The organism is Mesorhizobium sp. KR9-304 (assembly GCF_040049215.1).
In the GTDB taxonomy this organism is placed as follows: domain Bacteria; phylum Pseudomonadota; class Alphaproteobacteria; order Rhizobiales; family Rhizobiaceae; genus Mesorhizobium_K.
Genome location: NZ_JBDZDN010000001.1, coordinates 2,300,251 through 2,322,049, shown reverse-complemented (window position 1 = coordinate 2,322,049; position 21,799 = coordinate 2,300,251). Strand labels below are relative to the sequence as shown.

Genomic DNA, 21,799 nt, shown 5'->3' with positions numbered 1-21,799 from the left:
GCATGTACAACTATCTTGATTTCGAAAAGCCGGTTCAGGATCTCGAAGGAAAAATCCTGGAGTTGAAGAAGCTTTCCGAAAGCGGCGAAGCGGTGGACGTCGCCGACGAAGTCGCGCGGCTCGAGAAGCGCTCCCAGGAGGCGCTGCGCGAAGTCTATAGGTCCTTGACTCCATGGCAGAAAGTGCAGGTCGCGCGCCATCCGGACCGGCCGCACTGCCTCGACTACGTCAAGGGGTTGTTTTCCGACTTCACCCCGCTTGCCGGTGACCGCAATTTTGGCGACGACGCGGCGATCGTCGGCGGCTTCGCCCGCTTCCGCGGCGAGCCGGTAGCGTTGCTCGGCCAGGAGAAGGGCTCCGACACAAAAAGCCGGCTGAAGCATAATTTCGGTTCGGTTCGGCCCGAAGGCTACCGCAAGGCGGTGCGTATCATGGAACTGGCGGACCGGTTCAAGGTGCCGATGATCTCGCTGGTCGACACGGCGGGCGCCTATCCGGGCATCGGCGCGGAGGAGCGCGGCCAGGCCGAGGCGATCGCCCGTTCCACGTCCGCCTGTCTGGCGCTCAAAATCCCGTCCATCTCGGTGGTCATAGGCGAAGGCGGCTCGGGCGGGGCCATCGCCATCGCCACCGCCAACCGCGTCTACATGCTGGAACACGCGATCTATTCGGTGATCTCGCCCGAGGGCGCGGCGTCGATCCTGTGGCGGGACACCACCCGCTCGAAGGAGGCCGCGACCAACATGAAGATTACGGCGCAGGATCTGCTCGACCTCAAGATCATCGATGGCATCGTTCCCGAACCGGTCGGCGGCGCCCACCGCGCGCCGGACGCGGTGATCAGTGCGACGGGCGACCTGATCGCAAGGACGCTCGGCGAGTTCTCGCAATCGAACGTCGATTTCCGCGAACACCGCCGCGAGAAATATCTCGCAATGGGCCGTTCGCTGTAGCTGCGTCGGCTCGGGCGTGTCGCTCTTACGGCCGCAATTGTGGTGTTTCGGCTGCATTCCGCCACAAAAATGCCGTTGCCGCGCTATGAATTGCCTCGGGGTCTGGGACAGACGTTAATTCTTGCGGTAATCAATTTTCAAGGTTAACCGGCCTACCCTGCCCGCCGATTTGCCATCGGCTGTTCAACGAGCGCCGGCAGCCAGAGACGACATGGGACCGATGATAGCCAGATTTTTCCGCGCCGGATTGCTGATAGCCGCGATGGCCGTCGCGGGCTGCACGGGCTCGGATATGGACGGGCTGTCCAGCAGTGGCAGCGGCGCCAGGGCGAACAAACAGCTCTCGCAAAAGATCATGGCCGAGATGAGAGCCAAAGGCATGACGCGCACGTCGCCGGTCATGGCCCGCATCTTCAAGGAAGAGGGCAAGCTCGAGATCTGGAAGCAGAAGGGCAACGGCCGCTACGACATCATTGCGAGCTACGACATCTGCAAATGGTCGGGCAAGCTGGGGCCAAAATACATAGAGGGCGACCGCCAGGCGCCGGAAGGTTTCTACACGGTGCGCCCGGCGCAGATGAATCCCAACTCCAGCTACCATCTCGCCTTCAACATGGGTTATCCGAACGCCTATGACCGCGCCAATGGTCGCACTGGCCAGCACCTCATGGTGCACGGCGCCTGCTCGTCGTCCGGCTGCTACGCGGTAACCGACGCTCAGATCGAGGAAATCTACGCTTTCGGCCGCGACGCCTTCCGTGGCGGCCAGACCGAGTTCCAGATCCAGGCCTTCCCCTTCCGCATGACCGCCGCCAACATGGCGCGCTACCGGAACGACCCGAACTTCGAGTTCTGGACGATGCTGAAGGAAGGCTACGACCAGTTCGAGGTCACCAAGGTGCCGCCGAAGGTCGACGTCTGCGAAAAACGCTACGTGTTCAACCGCATTCCCGAGGGAACGGCGACGTTCAACGCGACCGCCGCTTGCCCGCCTTCGACGCAGCCCGACACGCTCGCGACCGCCTACCAGTCCTACCAGAAGAGTTATGACGCAGCCTTCACGATCGCTGCAAAAAAGGGCGATAAGCTGCCGCCCAGGCCCTCGATCGCTGGGCTGAACGAGGCAAACATCGTCTCGGAATGGACCAAGAAGCGCGCCCGCGGCGAGCGTATTCCAATCGAGCCGCCGTCGCTGAACGCCGACGGCACCGTCAGCCAGACCGCACAGATGGGCCGCATCGATTCTCCGGCGGGCAAGCGCCAGGCGGCACTTGATGCCGCCGCCGCCGAAAAGGCCAAGGCCGAAGCCGAGAAGAAGGCGATCGCGCTTGCCAAGGCCGAGGAGAAAAAGCGGGTCGCGGATGCAGCCAAGGTGGCGGCCGCGCAGCCAGTTGTCGCGACCGGGACGGTTGCGCCGGACGCCGTACCTGTCGAGGCGGCGCCTGCGACCGAAAAGGCGGGCCTGTTCAGCAGCGCGCGCAAGCGGATCGTCAATATCTTCGGCAGTTGAGCCGACTCCCTGTTCTTCGCGGCGATTCGGGACGCAAAACCGAATCCCACTTTTCCTGGAAATGCTCGCGTGGCGGAACCCGGCGTCTACGATCTCAAGGGGCTGAAATGCCCCCTCCCCGTGCTGCGGGCGAAAAAGCGGCTTGCCGGCATGCGTCCGGGTACCCGGCTGTGGCTCGAAACCACCGATCCGCTGGCATCGATCGACATTCCGGCCTTCTGCTCCGACGAAGGTCACATTCTGATCGAGCGGGAAAGCGCCGGCGAAGGCCATCGTTTCTTGGTAGAGCGGGGGGGGTAAACCCGGTTTGGCGAAAAAGACGTAATCCGCCGTTTTTCCTTGAAACTGGTGGAACCTATGCGGCGGCGGCGGGTTGTTAGGCAGACGACGGGCTGTCCCCGACCCCCCTAATTGGTCCGTCGTTGTTATTTAAAGCCGGCCGAAAGGCCGGCTTTTCTTTTGTCTTGGCCGGCCACCCAGCAAGCGGGTCGGCTCCTGTCAACGCTGTACTTCAACGCATGCCGGCGATGGCGAGCGGATTGCGCTCCACTGCCGCCCGGTCGGGCGTATCGATGGACGGCGTGTTGGTGAAGGCCGAGAACATACGCCGCACATAGTCTTCGGGCATATCCAGCGTGATCAGCACCAGCCGGGTGCCGCGAACGTCGTCCGGCCAGGCCGGGAGACGAGCCGGGGGGTGGAGCAGAGTCTGGACCCCGTGCACGACCAGCGGCCGCGACGGGTCTTCCGCCAGTTCGATAACGCCCTTCATGCGCAGCAGCTTGTCCCCATGCGCCGAGCGCAGAAGGTCCAGGAACATTTCGATCGTCGAAAACGGCACCGGCCGGTCGTAGACCAGCGTGAACGTCTTTATACGCGCGTCATGGCGGTGGTGATCGTGATCGTGGTGGTCGTGTCCGTGCTCATGCGGATGCGGATGCTCGGCTTCTTCACCCAGCCAGCGGCGAACGTCGACGGTCTTGGTCGACGGATCATAGAGCCCGCAATCGAACAGCGCGGCATACCCAGCCTCGGGGTCCCGCGCGTCGATGATGGGCGCCGACGGATTGATGCCGCGCAGGCGATTGCGCAAGGAGGTCACCGCGACGGGACCGGCGATCAGATCGGTCTTGGCGAGCACGATGCGATCGGCGACGGCGACCTGCTTAACGGCCTCGACATGATTGTCCAGCGTCGCGTCGCCGTTCACCGCATCGACCAGCGCGATGACGCCGTCGAGCCGGTAGGCCTGCACCAGCGCCGGATGTCCCATGATCGACTGCAGGACGGGCGCCGGATCGGCAAGCCCGGTCGTCTCGACGATCACGCGTTTCAGCGCAGCAAGGCGGCCGGTCTGCAGCCGGTCGACGAGATCGGCGAGCGTATCGACGAGATCGCCGCGCACGGTGCAGCAGAGGCAGCCGTCGGCAAGCTGGATGATGCCGTCCGACGAATTCTCGACCAGCAGGTGGTCGATCGCCACATCGCCGAACTCGTTGATGATGACCGCCGTATCGGCGAGCGCCGGGTCCTTCAGCAGCCGGTTGAGCAGCGTCGTCTTGCCGGCGCCGAGGAATCCGGTCAGCACCGAGACCGGTATCGGGTGAGGGTTCATTGATCGAGCGTGACGATCGCCGGATCGGGACCGGCTGTCGCCGCATCCTCAGCCGCCGCATCCTCAGCCGCCGTTTCCGTCTCGGCCGTGTCCGTCTCCAGCGTGGCTGAATCACCGATTGCAACAGGCTCCCAGCCCTCGGGCGCAGGCATGTCCGGACGCCAGGCCGGAAGCGGAATGCTCGGATCCTCGCCCGAAGCGACCGCCGCCTGCTTCTTCGCCTCTTCGGCGGCCTTGGCGGCTTTTTCCGCAGCGTCCTGGATCAGCAGCGCCGCGACGGCGGGTGTCGCCGGGCCGGTGGCCGTGCCGATGCTGATCGGGATCAGTTCCCTCGGCGTATCGCGCTGTGCGAGATAGGAGGCCGGCTCGGGCTTGCCCTCCTTCTTGCGCTGGGCCGCGATCTCGCGTTCCTTCTTGCGCAACGCGGTGCTGCCGGCCTTGGTGCAGAGCGCCTCGCGCATGTTGGTCGCCTGATTGATGCCGGCGCCCGAGGGCTGCATTGCCGCAAGGGTAGATCCTCCCGCGACGGGCTGCGAGAAACCTTTCGCCAGCAGGCCGGCGGCCGCCTCGTTGCGAGCCTTGACCGAGGTAGCGCCGATGACGATCGCCATCAGCGTGCGGCCATCACGCGTCGCCGAGGCGACGAGGTTGTAGCCTGCAGGGCAGGTGTAGCCGGTTTTCATGCCGTCGGCCCCCTCGAAGCGGCCGATCAGGGCGTTGTGGCTCCGAATCACCTGCTTGCCGAAGGAAAGACCCTCGATCGAGAAATAGCTCGCATATTGCGGGAATTCGCTGCGCAATGCGGAAGCGAGCAGGCCGAGGTCGCGGGCCGTCGTATACTGGGCGTCGTCGTGCAGGCCATGCGCGTTGGCCCAATGCGAGCCGGTCATGCCGAGGCGTTTCGATTCGGCGTTCATGCGCGCGGCCCACGCCTCTTCCGAACCGGCGAGACTCTCGCCTATCGACGTGGCGATGTCGTTGGCCGACTTCACCATGATGATCTTGAGGGCATTGTCGAGCGTGAGTATGGTGCCAACCGGATAGCCCATCTTGCTCGGCGGCTCATTGGCGGCGTTGCGAGAAACCCGGACCGGCGATTGCAGCGTGACCTCGCCTGCCTGCACGGCGCGGAACGCGACATAGGTCGTCATCAGCTTGGTAAGCGATGCCGGATACCAGCGCGCAAACGGATCTTCGCTCTCGATCACCTGCCCGCTCTTGGCGTCGAACAGCAGCGACGGCCCGGCATTCGAAGCCGTGGCAAGCGCAACGAGCGCCCAAATTGCCATAGCGAGAGAAAGCATGCGCCGCATCGATGAACCCGCCTTTGGCCGCAGCCGCTCATCCCGGGCCGCGGTACAGAAAATGGACGAAACGAGCAGGACCCGCCCTCAGCACCGGATCCGCTCGTTTCGTGCTATCTAGCCTATGTGACGCCAAGATGGCAAAAAGCCGTGGTGCGGGCAACCATCCGCCGCTTCAAAACAATGGGAAGATTAATGCCGATTCTGAACCGAGCCGCCGAGATGCAGGACGAAGTCACCGGCTGGCGCCGGCACATTCACCGGACGCCGGAACTCGGCTTCGACCTCCACCAAACGGCCGATTTCGTCGCCGCGCGGCTGCGGGAATTCGGCTGCGACGAGGTCGTGACGGGCATCGCCAGGACGGGAATAGTGGGCATCATCAAGGGCAGGCTGGGTCCCGGACCGACGGTCGGCCTTCGCGCCGACATGGACGCGCTGCCGATCAGCGAGACCTCCGGCAGACCCTACGCGTCCACCATTCCCGGCAAGATGCACGCCTGCGGCCACGATGGCCACACGGCGATGCTGCTTGGTGCGGCGAAGTACCTCGCCGAGACCAGAAACTTCGCAGGCTCGGTGGCGGTCATCTTCCAGCCGGCCGAGGAAGGCGGCGGCGGCGGCAACGAAATGGTCAAGGAAGGCATGATGGAGAGGTTTGGCATAACCCGGGTCTTCGGCATGCACAACATGCCGGGCCTGCCGATCGGTCAGTTCGCCATCCGGCCAGGCGCGATCATGGCCGCAACGGCTGAATTCAACATCCGCGTGACGGGACGCGGCGGACATGCGGCCATGCCGCACCGCTCGATCGATCCGATTGTCGCTGCCAGCCAACTCGTCACGGCCCTGCAGACGATCGCGGCGCGAACCGTCGATCCCGCCGAATCAGTCGTCGTCTCGGTGACCAAATTCCACGGCGGCGAGGCTTACAATGTGATTCCGGAGCATGTCGACCTCGCCGGCACGGTCCGTACCCTGAAGAAAGAAGTCGCGGCCCTCGCCCGTGACCGCATGCAGGCGATCTGCGAAGGCATCGGTCAAGCGACCGGCGCGACGGTGACCTTCAGGTATCAGCCCAACTATCCAGTCACCGTAAACGATGCGGAGGAAGCCGTGTTCGCCGGCGACATGGCCGCGGTGGTCGCGGGAGAGTCGGGCGTGCATCGCGCCATGGCGCCGCTGATGGGCGGCGAGGATTTTTCCTACATGCTGGAGGCCCGGCCCGGCGCCTTCATCTTCATCGGCAACGGCGACACGGCAAATCTCCACCATCCGGCCTACGACTTCAACGACGAAGCGATCCCCCACGGCGTGAGTTATTGGGTAAGGCTCGCCGAAACCGCGCTGGCCGCCTGAGCGGTCATCGGGACGCGGTTCAAGGTTCAAGCATTGGCGGCGGGTTTCAGTCCTTCCGACCAAAAGTTCCGCCGAACCGGTTGGCGAAACCGGCGGAAACGGCTATGTGTCTGCGCGGTTGGTCCCGTAGCTCAGTAGGATAGAGCGGCAGATTCCTAATCTGTAGGTCACAGGTTCGATTCCTGTCGGGATCACCACTCAGTCCGCCAATTTCGCGGTCTCCCGCTCAACGCTAGAAAGACATCGAGTTTTCAGGCGTTTAGCGACCGGTTTGCGCAAACTGTTGGGAGAGAGACGCGGTGAGACGCCGGGATTTCGGCCTATTCGCCAGATCGTCTCTCTTGGCGGGAGAACGTGTCCAATAGATTTCGGGGGCGATGGTCGTGAAATGCCGTGGAACGACTGTTTAAGCGCGCTTTAGATGCCGAGTTGTTGGAGCTGGTCGGTCCAGAGGTGGGGCAGGTCGTCCCGCATCATATCGCGGGCCGTGAGTTCCACAGGCTGCCGGCCGCGAAGGATGGCTTCGGTGATCTTTGGGGCCAGGAAGGCGAGCGGAAGGATGCGGCTGACGTCGGCAACATGGACGCCGACGTCGGTCGCCACGTCGGCGATCGTTCTGCCCGAGCCGTCGGTCAGCATGCCTTGCATGATATGGGCCTTTGCCACCGCTTCAACGAGACCATCATCAGGTCTCCTGCTGGGCAAGTGGCCTTCCAGAACAAGCTTTGCCTCGGCACCCCTGCGCCTCAGCGTCATCGGTACTGAGATAGTGACTGGGTCCTGTTCGGGTTGCTCGGCCTGATCGGAGCCCGCGCTGTCTACCTCGCCGATCACCCCATGCGGATCGATCTCGAAGACCATTTCACCGGGCTTCACGTGGATGGTGCGGATGAGGCACCTCAATGACTTCGCTTGCTCAGGCGCTGAGGTCTGGAGTGCACCGCGGACCGCCCCTGCCCTGGCGATCACGGTGCGAACCGATGTTGCAGGCGTCAGCATACCGGCCCAATCGGACAGCCTGACCTTGTCCAGAAGCATCGCGTCCAGTTGATGCAGGACCATGCGTTCCAGCTCATCGGCCGGCAAGCGCCAACCGGAAGGATCGTTTCGGGTCGTAGTCTCTAGCCGGTTGGAGATGTAGTAGCGGTAGCGCTTGCCTTCCTTGACGGTGAAGACGGGGCTCAGACGATCGCCTGTTTCATCGAACAGCAGGCCGGTGAGCAGATGCCGGTTCCGGACGTTGGTGCCATTCCTCCGGTTTGGGGCCTGGCCCTTCAGGAGAACCTGCACTGCAGCGAACCTTTCTTCGTCGATGATGGGCTCGTGCTCACCATCGTAGATGCGGTCCTTGTGCCTGGCCTTGCCGATGTAAACGACGTTGGACAGCAGGTGATAGAGCTTGCCCCGCGTGAAGGGCTGATGGCTTTGCCGGGACGGTGCTGATAAATCTTGGTCTTCACCGCTCTGGCCGTTCAGTTCATCGAGCAAGATGGGGACCGACTTCAGTTCGAGATAGCGGCTGAAGATGATGCGGACCCTGTCCGCCGCTTTCGGGTCGATCACCAGCTTTTTGTCGATGGCCAGGTAGCCGAGCGGCACCGTGCCACCCATCCAGATGCCTTTCTTCCGGGAGGCGGCAATCTTGTCGCGGATGCGTTCCGCCGTGACCTCGCGCTCGAATTGCGCGAAGGACAAAAGCACATTCAGCGTCAGTCGGCCCATCGAGGTGGTCGTGTTGAACTGTTGTGTAACCGAGACGAAGGAGACGTCGTTGGCGTCGAACACCTCGACGATCTTTGAAAAGTCCATCAGCGAGCGGGTCAGGCGATCGATCTTGTAGACGACGACCACATCGACCTTTCTGTCGCGGATATCCTGCAGGAGGCGCTTTAGAGCCGGCCGCTCCATCGTCCCGCCCGAGATGCCGCCATCGTCGTAGTGGTCGGCTATCAGGCGCCAGTCCATCCCGGCCTGCGATGATATGTACGCAACACAGGCCTCGCGCTGCGCATCCAGTGAGTTGAACTCCTGGTCGAGACCCTCTTCGGTCGACTTGCGGGTATAGACTGCGCAGCGCAGCTTCTTCTGATGTGTGCTCATAGTCCGAAGAACCTCGGGCCAGACCAGTGTGCGCCGGTGATCTGATGAGCAATTGCCGTCAGCGACTTGTGAAACCTGCCCTCAAAGGCAAAACCCTCCTCCAGCACATCGACGACATGACTACGTCCATTCCAGTCACGGACCAGGCGTGTGCCGGGCGGGAGTTGCTTGCGGGGTGCGGCCCCCGCGGATAACGATTCATCCGGTACCGAAATGCTTCCGCTCGCTTGCGCTCCGAGCCGCTTCTTCACCTGGGTAGCGGCCGTGCGTAGCAGCCTGCGCGCATCAGGCGACAAGCCGCCGAGCCTCTTCGCCTGAATGTGCCAAGCAGCAGCACGCAGCAGAAAGTCGCGCCGCGCGCCCTTCGGCGGCGCATGGCCATAGACCTTTGTCCATCGTTCGGCGAGTTCTTCGCGAGAGAGGTCGCCGAGCACGGCAACCTCCTGATCAACCGGCATCCTGTTCGACATGGCGTCACGCCGACTGTGCGTCGCTGACGATTCGGTATCGGCGCACACCGTCCTTGCCACTCTCGCTCGCTAAATCGAGCGCCATTTTCTTCTTCACGACCGCCGACAGGAAGCCGCGAACCGAATGTGCCTGCCAGCCGGTCTCGGCGATCAACATCTCGAGGCTGGCCCCCTTCGCCGTGCGCAGCTTCTTCACAATTAGCTCAGCCTTGGTGTTCTTTGACGTCACGGTTTTGGAAGCAGGCTTGCGGTGCTGAGCCGCAGTCGCGGTGTTCGTCTTTCGTTCGATCGGCTCCAGCTTTCGAATAGCCGACGTCCTGGCACCGCGCGGCTTGGCCGGAACGGCCTGCCGAGCGCCATTCTCCTCCACGGCTACAACGTTGTCCGCTACTTGGGTGTTGCTGTGTTTGTTTGCCATCGTTCGTCTCCAGTTCAGGCCCGGCCAATCCGGCCCCTGTACCGGGACAAGCCCGCGCTCGAGGGCGGGCCGATAGTCGCGGCCGGCAAAGTCATTCGCCGGCCACGCAAGGACCAATGCTCGTATGGGGTCAGCAGTCAACGGCCATTCTGCTTAAGATATTGCTTTCTCTTCATATTTATCTCCTGAAGTGACGCATGGCATGCAAGGTGAAGATCGTTCCAACTGACCCGCGCCGGGGAGTATGCTCGTATCCGGTCGAACTGTGTCATTCGATACCAAGGTTCCATTCACGGTCTGATCTTCATTTCAAGAATGGGCCAATCTTGCTTTCGGCATCTCAGGCCAAGCATTGGTCCGGCCGCATCCAACTCGAGCCAAGGTTTCTCGCCAATCCGATCAGCTGCTTGGGAAATTGACTCATCCGGTGCCTTGCTGTTAGCGTTACCGCAAGGGAACAAGTAATAATTTTTGCCTTTCGGGGGGTGTGTGCTTCACGCAATTCGTATTGCGGCCTTCGTGCTTGCCGGGCTTGCGGCCAGCCATGCCCTCGCGCAAACCAATTCGACGGTACCGGCCAAGCGGGTTGTGCCGGCGCAGGTCACCGGCGCCAGCGCCCAGCAGATCCAGGTGCGCCGCCAGGCGCTCTTCCAGGCGATGCTGGAGAAGCCAGACAATCTCGACGCAGCCTTCGAATATGCCGCGCTTTCGGCGCAGGTCGGCGACATAGAGGCGGCAATCAGCACGCTGGAGCGCATGCTGATCTTCGCGCCCGGCCTGCCCAGGCTGCAGCTCGAACTAGGTGTCCTCTACTACCGGCTCGCTGCATTCGAGACGGCGCGCGGCTATTTCGAGGCGGCGATTGCCGCTCCGGACGTGCCGCTGGAAGTCCGGCAGAAGGTCGAGCAGTATCTCGCTGGTATCGATTCGGCCGCCGATCCGACTCGCTTCGCCGGCCAGATCAGGGCCGGAATCCGTTACCAGACCAACGCAAACCGCGCGCCGGTGGATTCCGTTATTATCCTCGACGGGCTGCCCTTCACGCTCGATGCGGACGCTCTAGGCTCGCCGGACGGCAACGTCTATGCCACTGGCGTCTTCCACTGGTCGCACAATTTGGAATCGCAGGGCGATACGCTCGAAGTCGACCTCATCACCTACGGGTCGAAGCAGTTCGAGCAGGAGGAGCTCGACGTCGCGCTGGCCGAGCTGACCGTCGGCCCAGCTTTCGACATGGGCCGCTTCGGCATCGACAACGCCGCGCTCGGCATCTACGGCATAGGTTCTGGCGTTCTCCTCGGCGAGGATTTCTATTCGGCGGGCCTCGGCGCCGGCACTCGCTTCGTCATCCGGCCGAATCCCGCAACATATCTGATGGCCGCGCTGGAATATCGGCACAAGGACTATCACGATAGCGACAGCTCTCCGACGGCCAGCCTGCGCGACGGTGACGAGCTCAGGACCTTCGGCACCGCGACGTACATTCTTTCGCCGACCACTGTGCTCTACGGCAACGCCTACCTGCTGCAAGCTTGGGCCGATGCCGACTATCTGACTTACCTGGAAGGCGGTTTCACCGTCGGCCCGCGCTATTCTTTCGCCTCACCGATCGACAGTTCGAAGCCGGCATGGATCGTCGCTGTCAACACCGGCGCGCTGTTCCGCAACTACGACGCCCCAGATCCCATGATCGCCGACTTTTCCGAGAGGGACTGGGAAGCCTTTGTTGGCGGCGGGTTGACCATCCCAGTGAAGCCCGATCTCGCGCTAATCACCGAGCTGGAATACCGCTACGTCGATAGCAACTACGACACCCGCAAATACGACAATTTTTCGATCGCATTCAGCATAGCGAAGAGCTTTTGAGCATGGTCTCGAACCGAGTGATACGATGAAAACGATCGCTAGCGGCTCGCTTCTCAAGGCCGTCCTTCTCGGAGGGGTAGCGTTCGGCTCGCTGCTCTCAGGCGCGCTCCAAGCAAATGCGGAAGTCGGCGTCGCCGCCGCCGTCAACATCGATGCGAAGGGTCGCCCGCCGGGAGCCGCGCCGCGCGTGATCACTCTCGGTTCGAACGTCGTCTTCAACGAAGAAATCACTACCGATGAAGCGGGTCTGGTGCAGATATTGCTGCTCGACGGCACCACCTTCACCGTCGGGCCGAACAGCCAGCTCACCATCGACGAGTTCGTCTATGATCCGAACACCGGCGACGCCAAGGTAGTAGCGTCGCTGACCAGAGGCGTGTTCCGCTTCGTCGGCGCGCGCACCAGCCAGACGGATGGCGGCGCGACCGTCAAAACGCCGGTCGGCACGATCGGCATCCGCGGCGGCGTCGCCAATTTTTCCTGCGATGCCGGCGAATGCAAGGCATCGCTGGTCGCAGGCAAGAGTCTCACTATCGTCGACGGCGACGGCACCAAGCGCATCGTCTATGAGACCGGCTACACGGCGGTCATAAGCAAGGATCCGAGCGGCGGCACAACGACGACAGTGCGCAAGTCGACCAAGGACGAAACGGGGCTCATACAGAAGCAACTCTCCAGCAAACCGGGCCAGAACGGCGGCAATACCGGCGAGCCACCGAGTGACGAGCAGGCCGAGCAAGTCGCCGAAACCAATTCCGGACTGCCACCTACCATGGACGTCCCGGGCTCGGCCAAACCGGTGCAGTCATCCGAGCCCGATCAGGTCGAGGAGGTCGCCGGCATAGACGGCAAGACTCAGGACGACCTCGACAATGACATCGAGGAGGAGGAAGAAGAGCAGCCGACCGTGAACGCGCGGGTTTTGACTGTGCCCGCAGGCGGATATGTAACTGATCCGCTCAACGGCGGTGGCACGGTTCCGGATGCCGGGCCGCGCGGTCTGGTAGGCTCGACACCGGACAGCGACCAGAATCTTCTACTGACCGTTCAAGGCGATCGCCTGGCCACCAGCGACGGCACAACGCTCGACCTGCCGGATTTTTCGGGTACCTCGTCCGATGAGGGCGATGTCGAGGGCGACGAAATCTACCCCGAACTCGACGCCCTTTTCATTGACGGCGACGCGACCTATCTCGGTCAGGAACTCGGCGGCTACGCCTATGCCGGGCGCGGTGACTTCGTCGCCTATATGCTTGGCATCGGCGGCGATCCGACTCAGCCCGTCTATGTCATCTACGGTACACCTACAGCCAATCCTCAGGCCATATTCACCGACAGCAATGTCGTTATCCGCGAGTATGCTCTGACCGGAGATCCGATCGGCCCGATCGAACCGGTGCCGTTCTTCAGGGACGACATTTATGGTGTCGTCAACGAATACTATGATCCCGACGGTTCCGGCGGCGATCCGGCCCAAATCGCATTGAGTTCGACCAATCTGATCGTCGTCGAAACCGATGGCGGCAACGATATGCGCGCGTACCAGTCCTGGGTTCATATCAGCGGCGAAGGCGATGCGCAGAGGAGCGCTGCGTTCCTGTACACGGCGGGTGTTGGAGAGGACGACGACGGCAATCTCCAGATCGATGGCGGTCGGCGGGGAACCTATAGGACCGGTGCCTATGTCGGCCCGGTCAACATGCGAGGTGGCGCAGCCTCGATTGCCGGCGCAACGGGCGATCATTTCTTTGGCGAGAACGCCGACCATTTCGTCATCGGGGCGACGCCGAGCCCGGCCGACCATTACTCCGACGTCCCGCTCGACAGTGACCTTTACACCGGCAGCTTCGATGGTCAGTACGGTACGCACCATGTGGCGAGCCTGGTCGCGGAAACGCCGCTTACGGAATACGGCCAGCCTGGCCAGCCGACTCGCACCACCCGCGACGTGACGGGCTTCATCAGCGGCATAGGTGAGTCGAACGCCAATGCGAACCCCTATGTGCTGACGGATGAGGCCGGACCGAACATCACGCTGCATCTCGACAGCGAGACCAACACCGTGCGGGGCGTGGCCGAACTGTTCGATGTGCTGAACCAGGACATTGTGGCTGACTCTTTCCTGATCGGTTTCGGCAGGAGCGGCAGTTTGGGTGGTGGCAGTGCTTTCGTCGACGACGACGTTTTCGGGGCACAAAAGGACAACGATCCCGAGAAAACGAGAATCCGCACTGATGGCGGCGACGACGTCGCCCATACCGGCCAATTCACGCCAGGAACCTACCTCGTGTCCGGCCGAGCTAATCCGATCGACGGCTACCAGCATCTCGAAGGTTGCGAGAGTTGCGATTTCATCGACTGGGGCTGGTGGGGAACGCGCGTGGAGGTCGCTGCCGGGGCCTCCGACGAAATAACGGAAGATCGCGTGGATTATGTCCATATGGGCACTTGGGTGGCGGGCGATGTAAGCACCGAAACCGAGATCGAAACGCTGGTCGCAGGCACGACCCAGGTACCGTTCGGAGCTACCGTCTATTATTCCGGTACCGTCATTGGCAACGTGGCGCGCGAGACCGTCAACGGTACAGCGCAGTACATCGCGACCGGCGATCTCAATGTTAGCTACAACTTCAGCAGCCGCAGCGGTGGCGTCAACATCAACAATTTCGACAACAATGTCTATCTATCGGGCAGCATAGGCGAAACCGATACGCTCCAGTCGGCGCTAATCGGCGGTGCTCTGAGCGGTGACAATGTGTACACCGATCTTGATCCGTACGACACGCTTTCCGGCAGTTTCAGCGGCGCCTTCGTCAACAACCCGGCCGCAGCAGTCGGAGCCCCCAACGTGGCTGCCGGTGTCATCGGCAACTTCGATTTCACTGGTGCTAGCGTAAATGCTGTCGGCACTGCGGCAGCAAGCTTCGTCAACATCGACTGAACCTGCTTCTGGCAAGACTGCTAGCATTCTATGGATTGGCGATGTCCGCTTTTTGGGGATCGACTGGGACTGTAGGAATGACTGCTACGAGCGCAAAGCGGCCCTTCCACTACAGTCGCATAACATCCCTTGTGAAACGATACTGAGGAAATCCGGGACACCACCGCCTTTTTGTTGGGTGCTACACGAACCGTTGCGGCAGGGCGGTAGTGTTGGACGAAACAGCCCTTGGCATCAGACGCCCGCTCCGAATGATCAACCCGATAAAACAGGCAAACTGCTCTTTCTTATCGCCTTGCCCAAGCCAGACTCCGCCAACCCGGTCAACGGCAGCCGGCGATTGTAGAGAATCAAGAGCGCTCGATATTCGCGTAGCGCGGTCAGCAGCAACCGTATTAAGTGTATGCATGGTTGAGATGGCGTCTGCATGACTAGCTTTAGATTGCCTCAGCGAGTTTGTCCGGGCATCGTCGCCGTATCCTTGGTCTTCATTTTTTTTGCGGGCTGCAACGCAGCTGACAAAGCAGCCTTAAACGTCAACCAAGATCTCGCGGCCATCTCGTCACCAAACGAGACCAAAGGGGAAATGTGGCTGATACCATCCACCGAACCGGGTTTTGAAATGAAGACCCGCGTCTACAAGCCCACCGGCGATGGACCCTTTCGGCTGGCCATCATTAACCACGGATCAGCACAAGACCCTGCACAGCGGAAAAGAGTCAAGCCTTCAGAATATGCGGAGCTTACCGACTGGTTCCTGAGACGCGGATATGTCGTCGCATTTCCTGAGCGACCAGGACACGGGAGTGGCGGAAAATATATCGAGGATCAAGACGGCTGTGATAGTGCAAACTTTGAGCGGGCGGGACAACGCACCGCAGACAGCATAGCAGCCGTTTTGGACTACATGAGAAAACAGCCGTTCATCTCGCCGCAGGGAACAATCGTGGCAGGACATTCGGCGGGCGCGTGGGGCAGCTTGGCCTATGCTGCGCGCCGCCCGGCAGGCGTTATAGGCGTAATCAATTTCTCCGGCGGCCGCGGCGGTCGGCATCTCAACCGCCCCAACAATAACTGCGCGCCTGAGCGGCTCGTCGCCACGGCCAGTCGCTTCGGTAGCACCACCAACATACCGACGCTGTGGCTCTATGCCGAGAACGACACGTATTTCCCACCGTCACTTTCAGGGGCAATGGCGAACGCGTTCAAAATGGCAGGCGGCAATGCGGAATATTGGCTCCTGCCCTCGACAGGCAATGAGGGTCACTTCGTGATCAGAAGCGAGGCTTGGAAGCCTGCCGTGCAGCAATTCCTGGACGCAAGGGGCTGACATCCGCATTCTTTACTCGAGATCGGTTGGCGACTTTTCGGCGACTTCTGCCGCAAGCGACGTCATGACCTCTTCCACAACGCCGCGCCAGTCTCCCCGTTCTTTCTGCCGGAAGAGACGCATACTAGGATACCAGGGACTGTCGGATCGATCGAGAAGCCATCGCCAGTCGGGGACTGACTTGAGCAGGACCCAGACGGGGACGTTGAGGGCTCCCGCCAAATGGGCCGGTGCAGTGTCCGTCGTTATGACAAGGTCAAGACACTTCATCACCGCCGCAGTATCGATGAAGCCATCGGCCCTCTCGTTGAAACCTGGCAGGACGCGGAGCGCGCCAGGCTTCGCAAGAGCCTGAATCTGCTCCAGCCCGTGCTGAAATTGCAGACTGATTAGCTGAACGCCTTCGATTTCCGAGAGGGGGACCAACTCGCGAAGGGGGATCGATCGTCCGAGGTCGACAAATCCCGATGGATTGCCTTGCCATGCAATGCCAACCTTGAAACCCTTCGTTGATAAAATCTTCCGCCACTCGGCGACGAGAGCGTCCTCGGCGCGCAGATAAGGCACCTCGGCGGGAATTGTCGAAAGGTCCGTGCGGAACCTGTCAGGCAGACTCAGCAGGGTACACTGGAAGTCTATTCCGGTCAGGTATTTCCCCGGCGAAACCACCTTCAAACGGGGATCAAGTGTCAACAACAGTCTATGCACCAAAGTCGGAACCACGATGGTAACTCTGGCGCCTGCATCGGCGAGTTTGGGCAAGTAGCGGCAGAACTGAAAAAGGTCGCCGAACCCCTGTTCAGTGAAGATCGCTATCGAAGACCCATTGAGGTTCTCTCCCCGCCACTCCGGGATGCCGGCCTGCCCCGGCCGCTTGGTGAACTCTTTGCACCGCCAGCGCCACTCCATATCGGACCATCCGGAGGGCATATCGCCGCGCAAGAGTTTGTGAAGCCCACGGTTCCAGATTGCTTCCGGGTAGTCCGGACGCAGCATGGTCACTTTCTGATAGCAGGCGAGGCTTTCATCGAACCGCTGCACTTGCTGCAGGGAGTAGGCAAGATTGTTGATGGCGGTCGTGTTGCCACTCTCGATGCCCAACGCTTGCTCGAAAAAGTCGATCGATTCATCGAACCGGCCCACCTTTTGCAGGATCAGACCTTTGTTGATGAGTGCATTGGTGAATTTCTTGTCTAGCGAAAGAGCCCGTTCACAACTTTCAATGGCCTCATCGAATCTCTTAAGTTGGAACAGCGAAAGCGACCTGTTGCCATACGGCAAAATGTAATCGGGTCGCTGCAGTATGGCCTGATCGTAGTCCCAGATGGCTTCCTCATGCCTGTCCAGCGCCTTGAGTGAATTGCCTCGATTGTTCAATGCCTCTGGAAAATTTGGCTGCAGCAGCAATGCTCGTGAAAAATTTCCGATGGCGTCGGCGTGCCTGTCGAACTGCTGAAGCACATACCCTCGCTTGTTGAAGCTGTCGGCATCAAGCGGATCCGAAAACAAGACCTGATCCAGCAGACCCAGTGCTTCCTGAAACTTACCCTGGCTCATCAAGCTCAAGATCAGCAACCTCAAGGCGGCGATGTTGCTGGACATCACGCGGAGGGCACCCCGGAGATCCTGTTCCGCCAAAGCGTGTTGACCGAGCTCCATATGGGCCTGGCCTAGACCGACGATCGAAACGACATCGTCCGGAAAAATGCGAAGAGCTTTCTTGAAGCTGCGGATCGCGGCTTCGATCTTCTTTTGCTCCAGAAAGCTCAGTCCGAGCAGCGAGTGTGCCCGAGACGAGCGCGGATCTCGGGATAGAACATCGTTGCACGCGCTTTCGACCTCGCCGTACATTCGTCGAACAAGTGCTTGCTCGGCCCTTGCCAATATCTTGGAATCCGCTTGACCAAGAACAGTTTTTTTTGTCATGGCGTCCATGCTGACCCCAGAAATGGGCCGATCAGTCATTTGGGGAATCTACGACGGGTTGTCTTCCAGGACGTCGATGTAGGAGCTAATTCCCTCGTCCAGCGAAACGAAGCCGAGGGCGTATCCAGACGCTCGCAAGGTTGAGTTGTCGGAACACGTGTATCGTTGATATTGCTTCTCAAGCCCGGGAGGCATCTGGATCGCCTTGATACCGACGCCTCCTAGCCTGCGCGCCACCAATTCGCCGAGCTCTTGAAAGGAACGGATCAGGCCTGTTCCGCAGTTGTAGATTCCCGACTTCCGTGTTTCGAGGAAATGAAGATTGACTTTCACCACGTCGCTTACGTGGATAAAGTCTCGCAGAAAATTTTCGCTCCCTTGAAAGAGAGCCACGGGTTCACCGGACTGATGCTGCGTGAACATCTTGTAGATGACCGACGCCATGTCGCCCTTGTGGCTTTCTCGCGGGCCGTAGACATTGAAATAGCGCAGGCCAACCACCGGGCTGTCGGACCGCGGCAGGATATCCCTGACATGCTGGTCGAAAGCCAACTTCGAAAAGCCGTATATATTTAACGGTTTCTCATTGTCCGCTTCGCGGAAGGGTTGGTTTCCAACACCGTAAACAGCCGCTGACGATGCATAGATAAAGGGAATTCTCCTTCTGAGGCACGCGTGCAGGAGGTTCCGCGAGAACGTGTAGTTTGTTCTCATCATGTAACGGCCGTCCTGTTCGGTGGTCACAGCGCAGGCACCTTGATGGAATACCGCTTCAAGCGGCTCCAGACCGGGCAAAGCATCAAGGAATTCATCCTTGTCGAAATAGTCGACGAAACGAGCGCTAGTCAGATTGAGGTGCTTCCGAGCGTGCCTCAGCGAATCAACGATGACGATGTCGTCACGGCCTGCGGCATTTAGGCCATGAACGATATTGCTCCCTATGAAGCCCGCGCCGCCAGTAACGACGATCACACCCCGTTCCTCTTAAGTTTGTCGAGAATGGCCGTCGTGGAAACGTCTTCCTTTAGCGCAATGAGTTCGACCCTCCCGCCGTAACTTTCCACGAATTCGCGACCAACAACTTCCTTATCCAGATAGTCGGCGCCCTTGGCCAGCACGTCCGGGCGGACAATTCTGATCAACTCTTCCGGTCTCTCTTCGTCGAAAATCACAACAGCGTCGACCACATCGAGAGCCATCAGAACCTCCGCCCTATCCGCGACAGAGTTAATTGGGCGCCCCGGCCCCTTGAGCGCACGGACGGACTTGTCGCCGTTCAGTCCGACGACAACAACCGATCCTAATTGGGCACATTGGTGTAAGTTGTACACATGGCCGGCGTGGAATACGTCGAAGCACCCATTCGTAAACACAACGGTCTCGCCGGCTTGCCTCATTTCCCTAATCTTACTCTCAAGGAATTCTCTCGGAATAAGTTTCGACGCATATCGATGACTCGATGAGCTGGCGTATTTGCTGACGACCTCCTCAAGCTTTACAGCAACGCTTCCGATCCTGGTTACGGAGATCGATGCCACCGCATTGGCAAACACGCATGAGGAAGTGTGTGGGAGTCCGCAAGCGAGGGCCAACGCCATCGCGGCTATGGCGCAATCGCCGGCACCGGTCACATCGGCAACATCCTGCGAGAAGGCAGGGATCTCTCTGTCGTCATCTTTATCGGACAGAAACATTCCATCGGCGCCCAGCGTGATGACGCACGCCTCCACCGCCAACGAACGACGAAACTCTAAAGCCGCCTTGGCAAGGTCCCCCGTATCCGCGAGATGAACGCCCAGTACCTCGCCTGCCTCCTTGCGATTTGGAGTGATGACCGTTGACCCGGCATATTTGCGGTAGCTTCGCCCCTTTGGGTCGGTGAGAATGGGAATCCCCTTGGCGCGTGCGGACCTAATAAGCTCAGACAAAAGCGCCTCACCGCATGCGCCCTTGTTGTAGTCCGATATGACGAGCGCATCCCCACCTTCAACTAGCAGGCTGGAGGATTCCATTTGCCGAGAGACGATCTCTGCGGCAAGCGGATGCGTATCCTCGAAATCGATCCGAACAATCTGCTGACCGCCGGCAACCACTCTCAGCTTTCTCGTCGTTTGCCGTCCTGGCACCCGTATCAGGTTTCGGGCGCCTACCGAACTCTCCTCAAGGAGTTGTTCGAGGCGGTCCGCCGCTTCGTCATCGCCGACAATGCCGGCCAGTTCGACCTGAGCCCCCAGGCTGGCCAAATTTGCCGCAACATTGGCCGCTCCGCCAAGTCGAAACAAATAGGAAGTGCCCGCAACGATCGGTATCGGCGCTTCCGGCGATATACGCTCCACCTGTCCCGTCAGGTACTCGTCCAACATGATATCGCCATGTACGACAATTCGGGGCCGATATCTGCCGATCGCGGCTTTGACCGTCTCGACGATCTCCCGAACATCCCGGTTTTCTGAGTATCTGTGAAGCACTTAGGAAATCACCCACCGATGCTGATTTATTTCGGACTGCACCGCCCCTGCCCCACGTTTATATCAACCTTTCCGATGCCCATAAACCGCTGAGCGCATCAAACCTATGCCGTATCGCGCGAATAGCCGCAAAATTCCGCATGCTCCTCACTTCCATGTGTCCATTCTTGCTAGTATCGCATCGTCGTCAGCTTGACTGACACCCATGCGTACGCAAGCGATGAGGGGGCTGCCCCGCTCCCTTCTCAGATCGAAACCTGCTCCGGATAGCTTGAGATGACTTCTGCTTCATTTCGCCCATCGCCAAAACAATCCGAACCGGCAACCCCTGGGCAACTGAGTTCAACCCGCAAGTTTGTCTATTGGATCATCAGCGTATTTGTCAGCGTGGTGGCGCTGGTCGCGGTCTTGGAAGTCGGCTCCTACTTCCTACTGAAATCCCAGGGTATTCAATCTGCGCTGTTTTTGAGAAGTGAGGACGAAACCGTTCTCGGACGTGACCAGTTCCGCGAGGCGTATCGGACGTTAGACCCACATTTGGCTTTCACGTATGGCAAGAATTCAGAAAAACTCCTGGAGGTGCAAAAGACCAATAGGTGGATCGATGGCTTTTTGCTGGAGTCCCCTGCGCAACGCGGTTTGAGGAAGCCGATCATACTGGCCTTGGGCGGGTCCACCACCGACGGGGTCAAATTCCCGGGCAGTTGGCCCGAACAACTCGCGAAGATACTCGACGAACACAATATTCAAGCGACCGTGATCAACGGGGGGATCGGCGGCTACACGACCAGCCAGGATCTGTTCAAGCTGATCCGAGATGGGTTCGAGTTCCAACCCGACATCGTCATCGAATACGGTGGCGTAAATGACGGCTGGAGATACAGCGTTTCAAATCACCTGATGGTTCACCCATACCAGGAAAGTATTCTAAAGGTCGCAACGGGTCAGGACATCCCTCGGATACTGCCAAGCGCAATGACTCTTGCCAGGCAGTATCTCCCGATGAAGGGGTCCATCGACTACTCGCTCGGGGTAGGATCGAAACGGACGCGCGCCCAAACGTTCAAGAAGAACATGGAAATCATGCAGGCAGCCACAATCTCGCAGGGCGGACAGTTCTACGCGGTTATCCAGCCCTTCTCATTTTATCAGAGCAAGCACGCCAGCCCCAATCCTCAATCTGTCGGGCTCGAATTCATTTCTGGCGTCACCGAGTTGTACAATGAGATACTCTTCCTGACGAATACGCGCGATTATATCCATGATGCTACCCAGGCCCTGGAGGGGGCCACGGAGGTCGTCTATCAACCGGATGGGGTTCATCTCAACTCAGCCGGCAACAAGATCATTGCCGAGTACATGTTCAACCTCATCAAAGACCCGCTGACTCAGGCGCCGCCAAATTAGCCAAATCCAGACCGTGAACTTATGTCCAGCGCTGCGACGAACACGGTCGGATCCAATGCGATCGGGAGCCGCGCACGATTCCGCATGCGCTTGCAGCCGTTACCATGACAATTGCAGCCATTGTGCAACTGG

At 60.1% G+C, this 21,799-nt stretch carries 16 protein-coding genes and 1 tRNA gene; 9 read left to right on the top strand and 8 right to left on the bottom strand.

Annotation, left to right across the window (positions count from 1 at the left end):
* Nucleotides 1-2 precede the first annotated feature (2 nt).
* The 3 genes from ABLE71_RS11070 (at nucleotide 3) to ABLE71_RS11060 (ending at nucleotide 2,763) form a co-directional block, all read left to right on the top strand.
* On the top strand, nucleotides 3-953 hold the full coding sequence (locus tag ABLE71_RS11070; protein ID WP_348783391.1) for an acetyl-CoA carboxylase carboxyltransferase subunit alpha: 951 nt from the start codon (nucleotides 3-5) through the stop codon (nucleotides 951-953).
* A 220-nt stretch (nucleotides 954-1,173) separates the two neighbouring features.
* Nucleotides 1,174-2,463, top strand: a complete 1,290-nt coding sequence (locus ABLE71_RS11065; RefSeq protein WP_348783390.1) for a murein L,D-transpeptidase family protein — start codon at nucleotides 1,174-1,176, stop codon at nucleotides 2,461-2,463.
* Nucleotides 2,464-2,532: 69 nt separating this feature from the next.
* Nucleotides 2,533-2,763: a sulfurtransferase TusA family protein gene (locus ABLE71_RS11060; protein WP_348783389.1), complete on the top strand. Its 231-nt coding sequence runs from the start codon at nucleotides 2,533-2,535 to the stop codon at nucleotides 2,761-2,763.
* Between the two features lie 211 nt (nucleotides 2,764-2,974).
* Here the strand turns inward: ABLE71_RS11060 and ABLE71_RS11055 are convergent, their stop codons facing one another.
* Nucleotides 2,975-4,078, bottom strand: coding sequence for a GTP-binding protein (locus ABLE71_RS11055; RefSeq protein ID WP_348783388.1), 1,104 nt, complete (start codon nucleotides 4,076-4,078; stop codon nucleotides 2,975-2,977).
* Nucleotides 4,075-5,382, bottom strand: coding sequence for a D-alanyl-D-alanine carboxypeptidase family protein (locus ABLE71_RS11050; RefSeq protein ID WP_348783387.1), 1,308 nt, complete (start codon nucleotides 5,380-5,382; stop codon nucleotides 4,075-4,077). Before ABLE71_RS11050 ends, ABLE71_RS11055 begins: the two co-directional genes overlap by 4 nt.
* Nucleotides 5,383-5,577: 195 nt before the next feature.
* Here ABLE71_RS11050 and ABLE71_RS11045 point away from each other — a divergent pair, with 195 nt between their 5' ends.
* Both ABLE71_RS11045 and ABLE71_RS11040 read left to right on the top strand, forming a co-directional pair.
* The gene (locus tag ABLE71_RS11045; RefSeq protein ID WP_348783386.1) at nucleotides 5,578-6,741 is read left to right on the top strand and encodes a M20 aminoacylase family protein; all 1,164 of its coding nucleotides are present in this window, start codon (nucleotides 5,578-5,580) and stop codon (nucleotides 6,739-6,741) included.
* A gap of 120 nt (nucleotides 6,742-6,861) precedes the next feature.
* Nucleotides 6,862-6,938: transfer RNA gene (locus tag ABLE71_RS11040), tRNA-Arg, on the top strand.
* 220 nt (nucleotides 6,939-7,158) lie between these two features.
* Here ABLE71_RS11040 and ABLE71_RS11035 read toward each other — a convergent pair.
* The 3 genes from ABLE71_RS11035 to ABLE71_RS11025 are packed head-to-tail and all read right to left on the bottom strand — an operon-like array spanning nucleotide 7,159 to nucleotide 9,729.
* Nucleotides 7,159-8,841 (bottom strand): recombinase family protein, encoded by a 1,683-nt coding sequence (locus ABLE71_RS11035; protein ID WP_348783385.1) that lies wholly within the window; start codon nucleotides 8,839-8,841, stop codon nucleotides 7,159-7,161.
* Nucleotides 8,838-9,275, bottom strand: a complete 438-nt coding sequence (locus tag ABLE71_RS11030; protein WP_348783384.1) for a DUF2924 domain-containing protein — start codon at nucleotides 9,273-9,275, stop codon at nucleotides 8,838-8,840. Before ABLE71_RS11030 ends, ABLE71_RS11035 begins: the two co-directional genes overlap by 4 nt.
* A 40-nt stretch (nucleotides 9,276-9,315) precedes the next feature.
* Nucleotides 9,316-9,729, bottom strand: a complete 414-nt coding sequence (locus ABLE71_RS11025) for a DUF3489 domain-containing protein (RefSeq protein ID WP_348783383.1) — start codon at nucleotides 9,727-9,729, stop codon at nucleotides 9,316-9,318.
* 489 nt (nucleotides 9,730-10,218) lie between these two features.
* Here ABLE71_RS11025 and ABLE71_RS11020 point away from each other — a divergent pair, with 489 nt between their 5' ends.
* From ABLE71_RS11020 to ABLE71_RS11010, 3 genes are all read left to right on the top strand, one after another.
* Entirely contained in the window at nucleotides 10,219-11,595 is a 1,377-nt protein-coding gene (locus ABLE71_RS11020) for a tetratricopeptide repeat protein (RefSeq protein WP_348783382.1), read from the top strand.
* Nucleotides 11,596-11,620: 25 nt separating this feature from the next.
* Nucleotides 11,621-14,536 carry a FecR family protein gene (locus tag ABLE71_RS11015; protein WP_348783381.1) on the top strand — a complete coding sequence of 972 codons (2,916 nt, stop codon included), beginning with the start codon at nucleotides 11,621-11,623 and terminating at the stop codon, nucleotides 14,534-14,536.
* Between the two features lie 427 nt (nucleotides 14,537-14,963).
* Complete coding sequence (locus ABLE71_RS11010) at nucleotides 14,964-15,866, top strand: prolyl oligopeptidase family serine peptidase (protein ID WP_348783380.1); 903 nt, start codon at nucleotides 14,964-14,966, stop codon at nucleotides 15,864-15,866.
* A gap of 12 nt (nucleotides 15,867-15,878) precedes the next feature.
* Here ABLE71_RS11010 and ABLE71_RS11005 read toward each other — a convergent pair whose 3' ends face one another.
* The 3 genes from ABLE71_RS11005 to rfaE2 are packed head-to-tail and all read right to left on the bottom strand — an operon-like array spanning nucleotide 15,879 to nucleotide 20,260.
* Nucleotides 15,879-17,801 carry a tetratricopeptide repeat protein gene (locus ABLE71_RS11005; protein WP_348783379.1) on the bottom strand — a complete coding sequence of 641 codons (1,923 nt, stop codon included), beginning with the start codon at nucleotides 17,799-17,801 and terminating at the stop codon, nucleotides 15,879-15,881.
* Nucleotides 17,802-17,840: 39 nt separating this feature from the next.
* Complete coding sequence (rfaD, locus tag ABLE71_RS11000; protein WP_348783378.1) at nucleotides 17,841-18,764, bottom strand: ADP-glyceromanno-heptose 6-epimerase; 924 nt, start codon at nucleotides 18,762-18,764, stop codon at nucleotides 17,841-17,843.
* Nucleotides 18,761-20,260 carry a D-glycero-beta-D-manno-heptose 1-phosphate adenylyltransferase gene (gene rfaE2, locus ABLE71_RS10995; RefSeq protein WP_348783377.1) on the bottom strand — a complete coding sequence of 500 codons (1,500 nt, stop codon included), beginning with the start codon at nucleotides 20,258-20,260 and terminating at the stop codon, nucleotides 18,761-18,763. Before rfaE2 ends, rfaD begins: the two co-directional genes overlap by 4 nt.
* A 276-nt stretch (nucleotides 20,261-20,536) precedes the next feature.
* On the opposite strand from rfaE2, the gene ABLE71_RS10990 reads away from it, so the two are divergent.
* Complete coding sequence (locus ABLE71_RS10990; RefSeq protein ID WP_348783376.1) at nucleotides 20,537-21,667, top strand: SGNH/GDSL hydrolase family protein; 1,131 nt, start codon at nucleotides 20,537-20,539, stop codon at nucleotides 21,665-21,667.
* Nucleotides 21,668-21,799 lie beyond the last annotated feature (132 nt).

Bases quoted from the DNA above. Each gene is read 5' to 3' on its own strand.
- ABLE71_RS11070 (WP_348783391.1), top strand. From the start codon at position 3: ATGTACAACTATCTTGATTTCGAAAAGCCGGTTCAGGATCTCGAAGGA.
- ABLE71_RS11065 (WP_348783390.1), top strand. From the start codon at position 1,174: ATGATAGCCAGATTTTTCCGCGCCGGATTGCTGATAGCCGCGATGGCC.
- ABLE71_RS11055 (WP_348783388.1), bottom strand. From the start codon at position 4,078: ATGAACCCTCACCCGATACCGGTCTCGGTGCTGACCGGATTCCTCGGC.
- ABLE71_RS11050 (WP_348783387.1), bottom strand. From the start codon at position 5,382: ATGCTTTCTCTCGCTATGGCAATTTGGGCGCTCGTTGCGCTTGCCACG.
- ABLE71_RS11045 (WP_348783386.1), top strand. From the start codon at position 5,578: ATGCCGATTCTGAACCGAGCCGCCGAGATGCAGGACGAAGTCACCGGC.
- ABLE71_RS11035 (WP_348783385.1), bottom strand. From the start codon at position 8,841: ATGAGCACACATCAGAAGAAGCTGCGCTGCGCAGTCTATACCCGCAAG.
- ABLE71_RS11025 (WP_348783383.1), bottom strand. From the start codon at position 9,729: ATGGCAAACAAACACAGCAACACCCAAGTAGCGGACAACGTTGTAGCC.
- ABLE71_RS11015 (WP_348783381.1), top strand. From the start codon at position 11,621: ATGAAAACGATCGCTAGCGGCTCGCTTCTCAAGGCCGTCCTTCTCGGA.
- ABLE71_RS11010 (WP_348783380.1), top strand. From the start codon at position 14,964: ATGACTAGCTTTAGATTGCCTCAGCGAGTTTGTCCGGGCATCGTCGCC.
- ABLE71_RS11005 (WP_348783379.1), bottom strand. From the start codon at position 17,801: ATGGACGCCATGACAAAAAAAACTGTTCTTGGTCAAGCGGATTCCAAG.
- ABLE71_RS10990 (WP_348783376.1), top strand. From the start codon at position 20,537: ATGACTTCTGCTTCATTTCGCCCATCGCCAAAACAATCCGAACCGGCA.